Here is a 14586-nt window from a genome sequence, read left to right as displayed (position 1 = left end):
TTATACCTTCATAGCTTCTTGTATTGATTTTACTATTAACTCCTTGGCTTCCTTAATACCTTTATATATCGTACACCCAGCAGCCCTTTTATGTCCACCACCATCAAATTTATTACAAATATAAGAAGCATCTAGATATTTTTTGGTTCTAAGACTTATCTTTATATCTTCTTTTTCTAACTCTTTTAAAATACAAGCGGCTTCAACTGTGGATAGTTTTTTAATAAATGATACTATCCCTTCTGAATCTTCCAAGCTTGCACCTGTTTCCTTCAACATCTCTTGTGTAACTTCTATAACTGCTATTTTACCATTATTAAAAGTTTCAAGAGTAGTTAAAGACTTAATAAATAATTTCATTCTAGTAAAACTCATATTTTCATACAAATTTATATTTATATCGCTCTTATCTATGCCTATATCTAATAAGTCGGCAATTATTCTATGTGTATCAGATGAAACACTTTCATACTTGAAGCTTCCTGTATCAGTGCTAATAGCCGTATATATATTAGTAGCTATATCTTTATCTATTTCTATCTCCATTTGTTTAATAAAGTAATATATAAGTTCACCAGTAGCAGTCACTTTGGAATCAACAATATTTATATCACCAAAATTTGTATTACTTATATGATGATCTATGTTTATTGTTTTTTTTGCATTTTCAAATAATATTTTGTTTTGTCCTAATCTATTTATATCACCACAGTCTAAAGTAATAAATAAATCAATATCATCCAATTTATCATCGTATTCTTTTATTAAATTAATTCCTGGTAAAAAGGTAAAGTCTATTGGAATTATATCGCTTTTTAATACTACAATATTTTTATTAATCTTCTTTAGAGCTAATGCTAAGGCTAGGCTAGAACCTATATTATCTCCATCAGGGTTTATATGGGATGCAATAAATATATTACTACTTTCTTTAATTAAATCTATAGCTTTTCCCATATTTAAAAGAATTTCTCTATTCATTTCCTATACCTCTATTATTATCTTCCATTTTTACCTTTTCTATTAAATCGGTAATATGACTTGCATGTTCTAAAGTTTCATCTAAATGAAATATAGGTTCAGGTATATGTCTTAAATCAACTCTCTTACCTATTTCACTTCTAATAAACCCCTTAGCACTTTGTAGACCTTTTAAGCAATCTTCTTTTTCCTTTTTATCCCCTAAAACTGAAATATATATATTAGCAAAACTTAAATCTCTAGTTACTTTAACATCTGTAACTGTAGTCATAGATGTTACTCTTGGATCTTTTAATCCATTATATAAGAGTTCAGATATTACCTTTTTTACTTCCTCTGAAATTCTATTTATTCTTTTGTTATTCATAAAGCACCTCTCTATCTTTGTACTTCTTTTAATATATATGCTTCTAACATATCTCCTTCTTTTAAATCGTTATAGTTTTCAAGACCTATTCCGGCTTCATAACCAGAAGCTACTTCCCTTACATCATCTTTAAATCTTTTTAAAGATGAAATAGTACCCTCAAACATAACTATATCATCTCTTAATAGTCTTATTTTAGAGTTTCTTGTTATTTTTCCGTTTACAATATAAATACCAGCTATACTATTACCATTAGGTAGTCTAAATGTAGCCCTAATTTCAGCACGACCTAATACTTCTTCTACTATATCAGGAATTAACATTCCTTTTACAGCTTTTTGTATATCTTCTATGGCTTCATATATTACTCTATATGTTCTTATATCTACTTTTTCTCTTTTAGCCACCTCTAAAGCATTTAAGTTTGGTCTTACATTAAAGCCTATTACTATAGCATTAGAAGCTGCAGCTAGCATTATATCACTTTCCGTAATACCACCAATACCACCGTGTATCATATTTACCTTTACTTCTTCTTTTATATCAAGTTTTTGTAAAGATTGGCTTAAAGCTTCCATGGAACCTCTTACATCAGCTTTTATAATTATGTTTAAATCTTGTATGTCTCCCTCTTTAATTGTTTCAAACAAATTCTCTAAAGTAACTCTATCATCAAGTTTAAATTGTTGTTCTCTTAATTGATTTTTCTTCTCACTTGCATAAAATCTAGCTATTTTTTCATTCTCTACTGCATATATTAAATCTCCAGCATTAGGAACTTCAGATAATCCAAGAATTACAGCTGGAATGGAAGGAGTAGCTTTTTTTAATTGCTTACCTTTATGGTCTAACATAGCTCTTATTCTTCCACTAGCAGTTCCTGATACTACCATATCTCCTACTTTTAATGTACCCTTTTGTACTAAGATGGTTGCAAGTGGTCCTTTGCCTTTATCAAGTTGAGCTTCTATGACTATTCCAATAGCCTTTCTATTTGGGTTAGCTTTTAATTCTTGTATTTCTGCTACTAAAAGTACCATCTCTAATAGCTCATCAATACCTTCTCTATTTTTAGCAGATACCGGTACTGTTATAGTATCTCCACCCCAGTCTTCTGGTAATAATCCATTTTCTACTAATTCTTGTTTTATCCTATCTAAATTAGCAGTAGGTTTATCAATCTTATTTATAGCTACTATGATAGGTACTCCCGCTGCTTTAGCATGACTTATAGCCTCTAAGGTTTGAGGCATTACTCCATCATCAGCAGCTACTACTAATATTGCTATATCTGTAACTTTAGCTCCTCTAGCTCTCATAGATGTAAATGCTTCATGTCCTGGAGTATCTAAAAACACTAGTTTTTTATCGTTTATTCTAGCAACAGAAGCACCTATATGTTGAGTTATTCCTCCAGCTTCGCTTGTAGTTACATGGCTTTCCCTAATTGCATCTAAAAGAGATGTTTTTCCATGGTCTACGTGTCCCATTACCGTTACTACAGGTGGTCTAGGTTTTAAATCTTCTTCCTTATCTTCATAATCTAACTCAGCCATAATCTCTTCTTCGATTTCTGTTTCTTCTGTTTCTTCTTTAAGACTTAACTCTACTCCGAAATCGATAGCTAATAAACTTGCAGTATCAAAATCAATAGATTGATTTTGACTAGCCATAATTCCTTGACTAATTAATTTAGTGATTACCTGGGAAGGGTTTACATTCAATATATCCGCTAATTCTTTTACTATAATTTCACTTCCTATTTCTATAGTATTTGTTTCATCTTGATCAACTTGAGATTCTTCAGCATTTATAATGTTTGAATCTTCTTCCTTAATATTTGTATTCTTATTTTCTTGTACTTGTTTTGTTTTTATAATTTCTTCCTCCTCATTTCCTAATAATTCTTTAATTAATTCAGTTTCTTCACCAGATAATGAACTCATATGACTTTTTGCATTTATATCTAAGTCTTCTATTTTTTCCATAAGTTCTTTACTGCTGATATCTAATTCTTTTGCCAATTCATATATTCTCATCTTTGCCATACAATGCACCCCCTAATTTATTTAAAGGTGTTATGTCTTTATTTAACTTTTTTGAATTTGCTCTTCTAGTTCTTCAATTTTCTCCTTTGGAATTTCCACCTCTAAATTCCTTGAAATTATATTACTCTTTATAGCCATTTTAAAACACTCTTTATTATTACATATATAAGCTCCACGTCCGTTAACTTTACCAGTTAAATCAATTAACACTTCATTTTCTGGGGTTTTAACAATACGAATAAGTTCTTTTTTGTTTTTATTTTCTTTACAGCCTAAGCATTTTCTTAAAGGTATTTTTTTCTTTCTCATCTTATCACCTTATTCTTTAATTATTTCTGCATATTGTGATTCTGATTTTATATCTATCTTCCAACTAGTAAGTTTGGCAGCTAGTCTTGCATTTTGTCCTTCTTTTCCTATAGCTAATGATAATTGATAATCCGGAACTATTACTAATGCAGATTTTTCTTTTTCATTCACCTCTACTTTTACTACTTGTGAAGGACTTAAGCTGTTTCCTATAAATTCTTCAATATTTTTAGTCCAAATTACAATATCTATCTTTTCCCCATTTAATTCATCTACAATTGTCTTTACTCTGCTTCCTTGAAATCCTACACATGCTCCTAGTGGATCAACATCTGGATCTTTAGAATAAACTGCAATTTTAGTCCTAGAACCAGCTTCTCTTGCAATTGAATATATTTCAACTATACCATTATTTATTTCAGGAACTTCTAGTTCAAATAGCCTTTTTACTAGGTTTGGATGTGATCTAGATAATACAATTTGTGGTCCCTTAGTAGTTTTTTTAACTTCCATAACTAATAATTTAAGTCTATCGGATTGTTCGTAAATTTCACCTTCAATTTGTTCAGTTGGTGGTAGAACTCCTTCGGTCTTTCCTAAATCTATAAATACATTGTTTTTGGATATTCTTTGAATCATTCCAGTTATTATTTCATTTTCTCTATTAATAAACTCATCATATATAACATCTCTTTCTGCATCTTTTATTCTTTGTATGACTACTTGCTTGGCAGTTTGAGCAGCTATTCTTCCAAAGTCTTTAGGAGTAATTTCTAATCTCAAAACATCTCCAATTTCATATAATTTATCTATCTCTTTAGCTTTTTCCAAGCTTATCTCTAAATACTCATCGTTAACTTCATCTACAACATCTTTTATAGCGTATACTTTAGTTTTTCCTGTTTCTTTATTCATCTCTACTATAACATTTTGAGAAGCACCAAAGTTTTTCTTATAGCTTGAGATGAGTGCTGATTCTAATGCCTCATATATTATATCTATAGATACGCCTTTTTCTTTTTCGATTTCATGCAAGGCATTAATAAAATCTTGATTCATGAGTAACCTCCTAAAATTTAATACTTAATTTTATAATAGAAATATATTCTCTTGGGATATCTACTAAATTACCATTTTGTTTTAATGTAATTTTATCTTTAGAATAATTTTTAAGTTCACCTTCGTACATTTTTTTGTTTTCAAAAGGTTTATATAGTTTTAATTCCACATCTCTTTCCAAATTTCTTTTTAAATCCTTATCCGTTTTGAGTGGTCTATCTAATCCCGGAGATGATACTTCTAAATAATACTCTTCAGGTATAGGATCTTTTTCATCTAATTTCGTGCTTAATTCTTCACTCACTTTTTGACAATCATCTAAGGTTATTCCACCTACTTTATCCACATATATCTTCAAAAAATAGTTACCAAACTCTTTTACATATTCTATATCTACTAGTTCATAACCTAATTTTTCCGCTATATCATTACTTATTTTTCCTACAATATTAAGCATTTCTTTTTTACCTATTTAAAACACCTCCTAAATATTCATTTTTATAAAAAATCAAGAGTGGGATAGCCCACTCTTTGTCAAAAAACCTGTTTATTATTCTAACTAATTATATCATGTTAGATGCTAAAAATCAAATGTTAAAGAGGCTAATCTGATTACTTTGAGGTAAATTATCTAAACATCCATGATTAGTTAATGAATCTATTACAGTGCGGCTTACTTTCCCTCTTTTAATTAAATCTTCAATAGATATAAATTTCGATATATTTCTTTCTTCTACAATCTTTTTAGCAGCATTTTCTCCAACCCCATCTAAACCCTTTAAAGGGGGAATTATACCTTCTTTTCCTATTAAAAATTTATCACTATCAGAATTATATAAATCAACATTTTGAAACTTAAAGCCTCTAGCATACATTTCTCTTACAACTTCTAGTACAGTAAGGAGGTTTTTTTCTTTTACTTTTATATCATTGCCTAATGATTCTAATTCCTGTATCTTTTTTCTCACAGAAACTGGTCCTTCAAGAATCAATTGTGCATCAAAGTCTGCAGCTTTAGTAGTAAAATAAGTAGCATAAAAAGCTTCTGGATGATAAACTTTAAAATACGCTATCCTAAAAGACATCATTACATAAGCAACAGCATGGGCTTTAGGAAACATATATTTTATCTTATGACAAGCCTCTATATACCAACTAGGAAGATTTATAGATTTCATATCTTTCTCTTCTTCTTCAGTAAGACCCTTACCCTTTCTAACATTTTCCATAATCCAAAATGCTTTTTTCTTATCTAGTCCTGCATTTATCAAGGTAAGCATTATATCTTCTCTTGTCGATATTACCTCTGATAGAGTTGCTCTATTACTTTTTACTAAATCTTGAGCATTATTAATCCAAACATCAGTACCGTGTGACAATCCACTTATTCTTACAAGTTCTGAAAAAGTAGTAGGGTTTGTTTCAATTAACATCTGTCTTACAAATTTAGTTCCAAATTCTGGGATTCCAAGAGTGCCTACTTTAGAATCTATATCTTTTTCTTGGACTTTTAAAGGTTTTACGCTGTGAAAAAGTTCCATAGTAGACTTTTCATCCAGTGCTATAGTAGTAGGATCTATCCCTGTTATATCTTCTAGCATCTTTATTATAGTAGGAACATCATGACCTAATATATCTAGCTTTAATATATTGCTGCTTATAGCATTATAATCAAAATGGGTGGTTATAACACCCGATTCTCTATCATTAGCAGGATATTGGATTGGAGTAAAGTCCAATATATCCTTGTATTTAGGAACAATCATTACTCCACCGGGATGTTGCCCCGAGCTTCTTTTTATTCCAGTACAACCTTTTACTAAACGATTTATTTCAGCTGGATTTACAAAAAGTTCTCTTTGTTCAAAATACTTTTTTACAAATCCATAAGCAGTTTTATCTGCAATAGTACCTATAGTTCCAGCTCTAAATACATACCCTTCTCCAAATAGTTCCTCAGTATACTTGTGGGCTACAGATTGGTATTCTCCAGCAAAGTTTAAATCTATATCTGGTTCTTTATCACCTTCAAATCCTAAAAATACTTCAAAGGGTATATCTTGACCATCCTTATTTAAAAAAGTATCACAATGTGGGCAATTTTTATCTGAAAGGTCGGAACCCGATGCTATATATCCACCTTCGAAAAATTCACTAAATTTACAATTAGGACAAGTATAATGAGGAGGTAGGGGATTTACTTCTGTTATTCCACTCATAGTGGCTACAAATGATGATCCAACTGAGCCTCTAGATCCTACTAGATAACCATCTTCTATAGACTTCCACACGAGTTTTTGAGCAATTATATACATTACGGCATATCCATTTTCAATAATAGAGCTTAATTCTCTACATAATCTTTTCTCTACTAGTTCTGGTAACGGATTCCCATATATTTCATATGCTTTATCATATGTTATCTTTTTAAGTTCTTCCTCAGAACCTTCTATTATTGGAGGAAAAGTTCCATCTGGTATAGGTTTGATATCTTCTATCATATTATTTACCAAATTAGTATTTTTTATAACAACTTCTGTTGCTATATCTTCACCTAAATAATCAAACTCTTTTAGCATTTCTGTAGTAGTTTTGAAATACAAAGGAGCTTGCTCTTCGGCATCTGAAAATCCCTGCCCTGCCATAAGTATTCTTCTATATACTTCATCTTCTGGATTCAGGAAATGTACATCTCCAGTAGCTACAACTATTTTTTCATATTTTTTTCCCAGGTGATATATTTGCTTGTTTAATTCTTTAAGCTGATTATAATCTTTTACTAAACCATTTCTTAATAGATGTTTATTATTTTCTAAAGGTTGAATTTCTAAATAATCATAAAATTTTACAATATTTCTAATTTCAGAATAACTTTTATTGGAAATAAGAGCTTTAAATAACTCTCCACTTTCACAAGCACTTCCTATTAAAAGACCTTCTCTATATTTTTCTAAAAGCGACTTAGATATTCTTGGTTTTCTATAAAAGTATTTTATATGCGAATCCGAAACAAGTCTATATAAATTTTTTAATCCCACTAAATTTTTAGCTAAAATAGTTACATGATATACACTATCTTTAGTAATATCCTTATTTGCATTTAGATGATTTAGAGAATCTAGTTCACCTATACCTTTATCTTTTAATAAATCCATTATTTTTAAAAATATCTCTTTAGTAGCTTTAGCATCATCTACAGCTCTATGATGATTTTCTAATTGTATATCTAAGTATTTAGATAATGTATTTAACTTATGATTTTTAAGATCTGGAAACACCGCTCTTGAGAGTTCCAAAGTGTCTAATACAGGATTTGAAAATTTTAAATTCATTTTTTTTAGATTTTCTCTAATAAAACCCACATCAAAACTAGCATTATGAGCTATCAATATACTTTCTGCTATGAAATCTTGAAATAAAGGGATTGTTTTTTCTATTGTTGGTTTATCTTCTACCATTTCATCTGTAATCCCTGTTAATTTAGTTATAAATTCTGGAATAGGTCTTTCAGGATTTACTAAATGACTAAATGTATCTATTACTTCACCATTTTTGACTTTGATAGCACCTATTTCAGTAATAGAATCATTTATAGCGGAAAGTCCTGTAGTTTCTATGTCAAATATTACAAACTCATCATAATTCTTATTTAAATCAAGATCTGAAATTATTTCTTTCTTATCGTTTACTAAATAACCTTCTACACCATATAATATTTTAATACCTAGTTTTTTGCTCATTTCCATAGCTTCTGGAAATGCTTGTACTACACCGTGGTCTGTAACTGCTATTGCCTCGTGTCCCCATCTATGTGCTTGATTTATAAGTTTCTTTACATTTGTTATTCCATCCATAGAACTCATTTGAGTATGAAGATGTAATTCTACTCTTTTTTCTTTATAATTATCCATTCTTTCTGTCTTTTCTAAAGGCTTTAAAGATTTTAGCATAATAACTTGAGTTCTAGAATAGGTATCGTATATAACATCACCTTCTAATATTACAAAAAGTTCTTCTTCCAAATTATTTAAAAGTTCTTCTCCTTCTTCTTTTTTTATAAATACTTTTACTAAAGTGGAATCTTTTTTGTCAGTTATATAAAAGGTTATTATAAGTTTATTTCCCCTAATTTCTCTAAACTCAATATCAAATATCTCTCCTTTTATTGCACATGTACCAGTTTGAAGATTTATTTCACTTATATCTATAGTTTCACTTTTTATAGTTTTTCCAAAAGAATAGTTTTTGGAAGCTATTTTTTTCTCTTTTTTAGGAGACTCTATATATGAGTTTTCTAAAATAATTTGAGAAATCTTTTTTTCTTCATCTAACTTCGTTTCTAAAAAATCATTATTATATTCATTACAAATGTTTTTACTAGTTTCTAAAATCAAACCTACTTCGTCCTTAATTTTAGAATCTAGTTTATCGATAATACTTTGTCTTTCTAAAGAAACTAAAGATATATCATTAGGAAATTCTAAAGATAATATATTTTTGCTAAATTTATAATTTAATCCATCTAACCAAGATACACTTGAAGGAATTAAGCTATAAATATATTCTTTTATATTATCTATATATTTTTCTCTATTTTCCTCATCTGTTATATCAAATTTATAATTTATAATTAAAATAACTTTAAATTTTTCAAAAACAACTTTAAAAAAGTTTTTTATTTCTTCAAAGTATTTAATACTTATTATATTAAAAGATTCTAAAACAATAAAAAGTTCCATATTTTGTTTGTCTATTTTTATGTTTTGTATATCTATAGGAACACTCAGAAGATGAGCATATTTTTCTTCTTTCATAACTTCTTTTAAGCTAATTTTTTTCATATAGGATATTCCTCCTATTCAATTAAATCAGTGATTTTTATTGAATCTTCCTTATTTCTTTGACAAGTTCTTCTAAAAGTTTTTCTTCTTTAACTTTTTTTACTATTTTACCTTTAATAAATATTATCCCTTCACCATTTCCACCTGCGATTCCGATATCAGCTTCTTTAGCTTCACCTGGACCATTTACTGGGCAGCCCATTATCGCTACTTTTAAGTTTTTGTCTATTCCTTCAAGCTTTTTTTCAGCCTCTTTCACAATATTGATTAGGTCAATCTTAGTTCTTCCACAAGTTGGACAAGAAATTAATTCTAATCCACCTTTTAAAAGACCTAATGACTTTAGTATTTCTCTACCTACTTTTATTTCCTCAATAGGGTCATCTGTAAGAGATACTCTTATTGTATCACCAATACCCATAGCAAGAAGCGCCCCTATTCCAACGGAAGACTTTATAGTTCCTTTCATACCAGGACCAGCCTCTGTGATTCCAAGATGAAGTGGATAATTTCTTAACTCACTCATTCTAGTATAAGATTTTATAGATAAAGGAACATTACTTGCTTTTAAAGAAATCTTTATATCTTTAAAGTCTAATTCCTCTAAAAGCCTTATTTGTTCTAAAGCACTTTCTACCATTGAATTTTCATTTACTCCATTATATTTATCCAAATATTCTTTTTTAATAGAGCCAGAATTCACTCCTATTCTAATAGAAATTTGATTTTCTCTACAAGCATCTACAATTTGTTTTACCTTATTTAAGCTACCAATATTGCCTGGATTTATTCTAAGACCATCTACGCCATACTTGATAGATTCTAACGCAAGTCTATAGTCATATTGAATGTCTGCTATTATAGGTATATTTATATTCTGTTTTATAGTCTTTATAGCTTGAGCATCTTCATTATCTGAAATAGCCATTCTTATAATATCGCATCCAGCTTTTTCTAATCTATTTATTTGTCTTATAGTAGCATTAATATCCTTGGTAATAGTATTTGTCATAGATTGGATTGTTATAGGATTATTTCCTCCTATTAGCTTATTTCCAACTTTTATAACTTTTGTATTCTTTCTCATATTAACCACCTTTAAAAAATATTAATTCTAATTAAATCTCTATAAGTTACTACAATCATAAGTCCTATCAATAGAAAAAAACCGACCATATGAACTAAGTTTTCTTTTTCTGGATTTATAGGTTTTCCTCTTATGAGTTCTATAAATAAAAATACTAGCCTACTTCCATCTAAAGCAGGTATAGGCAATAAATTAAAGAAACCTAAATTTACACTTATAAATCCTAGTATAAGCAATAGATTTGTAAAGCCCATCTTAGATGCTTCACCAACTACATTTATAACACCTACAGGACCCGATAAGTCTTTAGTAGATACTTCCCCTTTAAATACCATCTTTACAAAATCAAACATTGAATTTAAAAATACACCTGTTTTTTCAAAACCACCTTTGATTGCTAGACCTATAGATTTATCTGTTTTAGGCTTAATTCCTATAACAGTTCTTCCATCCTCAACAGTTGGTATCATAGTTATATCTAGTTTTTCCTTGTTTCTTAAAATACTAATCTTTATCTCTTCTTTATTGCTTTTACTGCTTATTTCATTTATAATATCTTCCCAACTATCTATATTTACACCATTTATAGCACTTATCTTATCCCCTGATAATATTCCAGAAATTTCCGCTGGAGAATTTTTCGTCGTATCTTCTACTATAGTTGTTTGAACTCCTATGTTAAACGATACAATAGATAATACTATTATAGCTAAAACAAAATTCATAAAAGCACCCGCTACTATTACTCCCATTCTAGATAATACAGGAGCTTTATTAAAACTTCTAGGATCATTTGAATTTTCGTCTTCACCCTCCATACTTACATATCCACCTATTGGAAGAGCTCTTAAACTATATTTGGTCTCTCCTTTCTTAGTTTTAAATATAGTAGGTCCCATACCAATAGCAAATTCATTTACCTTTATACCCACCATTTTTGCTACTGCAAAGTGTCCTAATTCATGTAGTAATATCACTAGGAGAAATACAAATATTGCCGATATTGCTGTTTGCATAAATTCACCACCTAATTTAATTTAAAAAATAATTTATATAATAATATATTAAAGGTGCCCCTAAAATAATACTATCAAATCTATCTAATACTCCACCATGCCCTGGCATTATATGTCCATAATCTTTTAATTTTGTAGATCTTTTTATCTTTGATGCTATCAAATCTCCTATTTGCGAAAATGTTGACACTATAATAGCTAGAATCATCAGTAGATAAATAGATTTTTCTTCAATAAAAAAAGCAAATATAACAGTAAGCACAGTGCTTCCTACTATACCACTTATAGCTCCTTCAATAGTTTTATTAGGACTAATTTCAGGCCATAATTTATTTTTACCCAAAAATCGACCTCCTAAATATGCAAAAGTATCTGTTCCAAAAGATATTATAAATATTAACCATATATATATACTGTTTTCTAAATAGTTTATATATGAAAATAAAAACGGAATATATAATATTCCCACAAAAGTAACTCCTATATCTTTTAATAATATTTTTTTACTAAAGAGATATATTATTAAAGATAATATAATTGATAAAGTTAAAATAAATTCAATGTTTATTTCAGGATAAAAATTAGACAAGTATATCAGTAGTGTACATAAGTAACCTATGTATGATAGGGGATTAGTTTCTATTTTTCTTATAGCTATATAGAATTCTCGGAGTCCTATTATAGATACAATAAATACTCCAGTATTTAAATATACATTGCCTTTACTAACTATTAAAAGTAAAAGTATAGTTCCGATTATTGCCGAAACAACTCTTTTATATGTTTCTTTCATCTATAATCCCCCAAATCTTCTATTTCTTTTTTGAAAATCAATTATGGCTTCATAGAGTTTATCTTCACTAAAATCTGGCCATAATACATCTGAAAACCAAAATTCTGTATATGCTATTTGATATAGCATAAAATTACTAATCCTCAACTCCCCACTTGGCCGTATAAGCAAGTCAGGATCAGGCTGTCCTTTAGTATAAAGATAATTAGAGAAAATTTCAGAATTTAAGTTATCAATATTTATCTTACCCAATTTATAATCATTCAATAAATTTTTAATTCCATAGATTATTTCATCTCTTCCGCCATAGTTTAAAGCTATATTTAAATTCATACCTGTGTTATTCTCAGTTTCAAAAATAGCCCTTTCAACTTCCGTACGAGCTAAAGTTGGAAAGTTTGAAATATCACCTATTATATTTAATTTTACATTATTTTCTACTAACTTTTCTAACTCTTTTCTTATATATGATACCAAAATTTTCATTAGACTCTCTATTTCTTCCTCAGGTCTTTTCCAGTTTTCGGTTGAAAAAGCATATAAAGTTAAACAATCTATTCCTAATTTAGAACTAGCACTAACTATATCAATAACTCTTTTCATACCTTCTTGATGACCAAAGTATCTAGGCAAAAACTTTCGTTTTGCCCATCTTCCATTTCCATCCATGATTATTGCAATATGTTTTGGGAGCTTTTTAAAGTCAATTAATTTTAAAAGATCAGTATCATATGATTTATCTTTCATAAATCTCTCTCCTAACATTAAAAACCCCTTCATGGAAGAAGGGGTTTTGTTATATTTCTAATAACTCATCTTCTTTATTTTTTGTAATAGAATCAATTTCTTCGATGAATTTATCTGTTATTTTTTGCATTTTTTCTTCTGCATTTCTTCTCTCGTCTTCGTCTATATCCTTAGATTTTTCCATTTTCTTTATAGCATCTATACCATCTCGTCTTAAATTTCTAACTGATATTTTTGCATTTTCTCCATTTTTCTTTACTACTTTTATAAGATCTTTTCTTCGTTCTTCTGTAAGTTGAGGTATTTGAAGTCTAATTATTTTACCATCATTTGTAGGATTTATTCCTAAGTCTGATACAAGTATTGCTTTTTCTATAACAGGTATAAGTTTTAAATCCCAAGGTTGAATAGTAAGAAGTCTTGGTTCGGGAGCAGAAACACTTGCAACTTGTATAAGTGGCGTCATTTGTCCATAATAATCAACAGTAATTTTATCTAAAAGACTAGTATTCGCCCTACCTGCTCTAATAGATTGTAAATCCTCTTTGTAGACCGAAATAGTCTTTTTCATTTTTTCTTCTACTGTTTTGTGAACATCTAAATTCATAATTAATCCTCCTTTACATGAGTACCTATTTTTTTTCCATTAATTACATCAATAATATTGTTTGGTTCATCTATACCAAATACTACTAGTGGGATTTTATTGTCCATACATAAGGAAGTAGCTGTTGAATCCATAATTTTTAAGCCTAAATTTAAAATATCTATATAATTTAATGTTTCAAATTTTTTAGCTAGTCTATTTAACTTTGGATCAGAATCATATATTCCATCTACACCTTTTTTACCTACTAATATTACTTGAGCTTCTATTTCTGCTGCTCTTAAAGCAGCTGTAGTATCTGTAGAAAAATATGGATTTCCAGTTCCTGCAGCGAATATAACTATTCTCTTTTTTTCTAAATGTCTAATTGCCCTTCTTCTAATGTAAGGTTCTGCTATTTGCTTCATATCTATAGCAGATTGAACTCTTGTAATTACATCTAGTTTTTCAAGTGCATCTTGAAGAGCCAATGCATTCATAACAGTTCCAAGCATCCCCATATGATCCGAGGTAGTCCTATCCATTTCTTTAGCACTTACACCTCTCCAGAAGTTTCCACCTCCAACAACGATTGCAATCTCAACACCCATTTTTTGAATTGTCTTTACTTCTTTAGCAATTCTCATTATGGTATTTGTATCTATACCTAAACCTTTTTCACCCGCTAATGCTTCTCCACTTAATTTTAAAACTATTCTTTTGTAGATAGGCTTCATTTAACACACTCCTTA

13 protein-coding genes are annotated in these 14586 nt (G+C 29.1%); all 13 read right to left on the bottom strand.

The annotated features are described in order from the left end of the window. Positions 1–981: a DHH family phosphoesterase gene (locus tag TICRE_RS11735; RefSeq protein ID WP_084191957.1), complete on the bottom strand. Its 981-nt coding sequence runs from the start codon at positions 979–981 to the stop codon at positions 1–3. Then, positions 974–1348 carry a 30S ribosome-binding factor RbfA gene (gene rbfA, locus TICRE_RS11730; RefSeq protein ID WP_075728296.1) on the bottom strand — a complete coding sequence of 125 codons (375 nt, stop codon included), beginning with the start codon at positions 1346–1348 and terminating at the stop codon, positions 974–976. Before rbfA ends, TICRE_RS11735 begins: the two co-directional genes overlap by 8 nt. Before the next feature lie 11 nt (positions 1349–1359). Further along, positions 1360–3396: a translation initiation factor IF-2 gene (gene infB / locus TICRE_RS11725; protein ID WP_075728294.1), complete on the bottom strand. Its 2037-nt coding sequence runs from the start codon at positions 3394–3396 to the stop codon at positions 1360–1362. Positions 3397–3438: 42 nt separating this feature from the next. Beyond that, positions 3439–3705: an RNase P modulator RnpM gene (rnpM, locus tag TICRE_RS11720; RefSeq protein ID WP_075728292.1), complete on the bottom strand. Its 267-nt coding sequence runs from the start codon at positions 3703–3705 to the stop codon at positions 3439–3441. A 9-nt stretch (positions 3706–3714) separates the two neighbouring features. After that, positions 3715–4764 (bottom strand): transcription termination factor NusA, encoded by a 1050-nt coding sequence (nusA, locus tag TICRE_RS11715; protein ID WP_075728290.1) that lies wholly within the window; start codon positions 4762–4764, stop codon positions 3715–3717. 10 nt (positions 4765–4774) lie between these two features. After that, entirely contained in the window at positions 4775–5221 is a 447-nt protein-coding gene (locus TICRE_RS11710; protein ID WP_075728288.1) for a ribosome maturation factor RimP, read from the bottom strand. Between the two features lie 130 nt (positions 5222–5351). After that, positions 5352–9605, bottom strand: coding sequence for a PolC-type DNA polymerase III (locus TICRE_RS11705; RefSeq protein WP_084191955.1), 4254 nt, complete (start codon positions 9603–9605; stop codon positions 5352–5354). Positions 9606–9642: 37 nt separating this feature from the next. Continuing rightward, positions 9643–10692 carry a flavodoxin-dependent (E)-4-hydroxy-3-methylbut-2-enyl-diphosphate synthase gene (gene ispG / locus TICRE_RS11700; protein ID WP_075728286.1) on the bottom strand — a complete coding sequence of 350 codons (1050 nt, stop codon included), beginning with the start codon at positions 10690–10692 and terminating at the stop codon, positions 9643–9645. A gap of 11 nt (positions 10693–10703) precedes the next feature. Continuing rightward, entirely contained in the window at positions 10704–11708 is a 1005-nt protein-coding gene (rseP, locus tag TICRE_RS11695) for an RIP metalloprotease RseP (RefSeq protein WP_075728284.1), read from the bottom strand. Between the two features lie 16 nt (positions 11709–11724). Further along, the gene (locus TICRE_RS11690; protein WP_075728282.1) at positions 11725–12501 is read right to left on the bottom strand and encodes a phosphatidate cytidylyltransferase; all 777 of its coding nucleotides are present in this window, start codon (positions 12499–12501) and stop codon (positions 11725–11727) included. Beyond that, positions 12502–13248 carry an isoprenyl transferase gene (locus TICRE_RS11685; RefSeq protein ID WP_143583177.1) on the bottom strand — a complete coding sequence of 249 codons (747 nt, stop codon included), beginning with the start codon at positions 13246–13248 and terminating at the stop codon, positions 12502–12504. Positions 13249–13297: 49 nt separating this feature from the next. Next, positions 13298–13855, bottom strand: a complete 558-nt coding sequence (gene frr / locus TICRE_RS11680) for a ribosome recycling factor (RefSeq protein WP_075728278.1) — start codon at positions 13853–13855, stop codon at positions 13298–13300. A 2-nt stretch (positions 13856–13857) separates the two neighbouring features. Next, on the bottom strand, positions 13858–14571 hold the full coding sequence (gene pyrH / locus TICRE_RS11675; protein ID WP_075728276.1) for a UMP kinase: 714 nt from the start codon (positions 14569–14571) through the stop codon (positions 13858–13860). Between the last annotated feature and the right edge of the window lie 15 nt (positions 14572–14586).

The organism is Tissierella creatinophila DSM 6911, from assembly GCF_001940565.1.
GTDB classification, from domain to species: Bacteria; Bacillota; Clostridia; order Tissierellales; family Tissierellaceae; genus Tissierella_A; species Tissierella_A creatinophila.
This window is presented reverse-complemented; position numbering and strand designations above follow the sequence as displayed.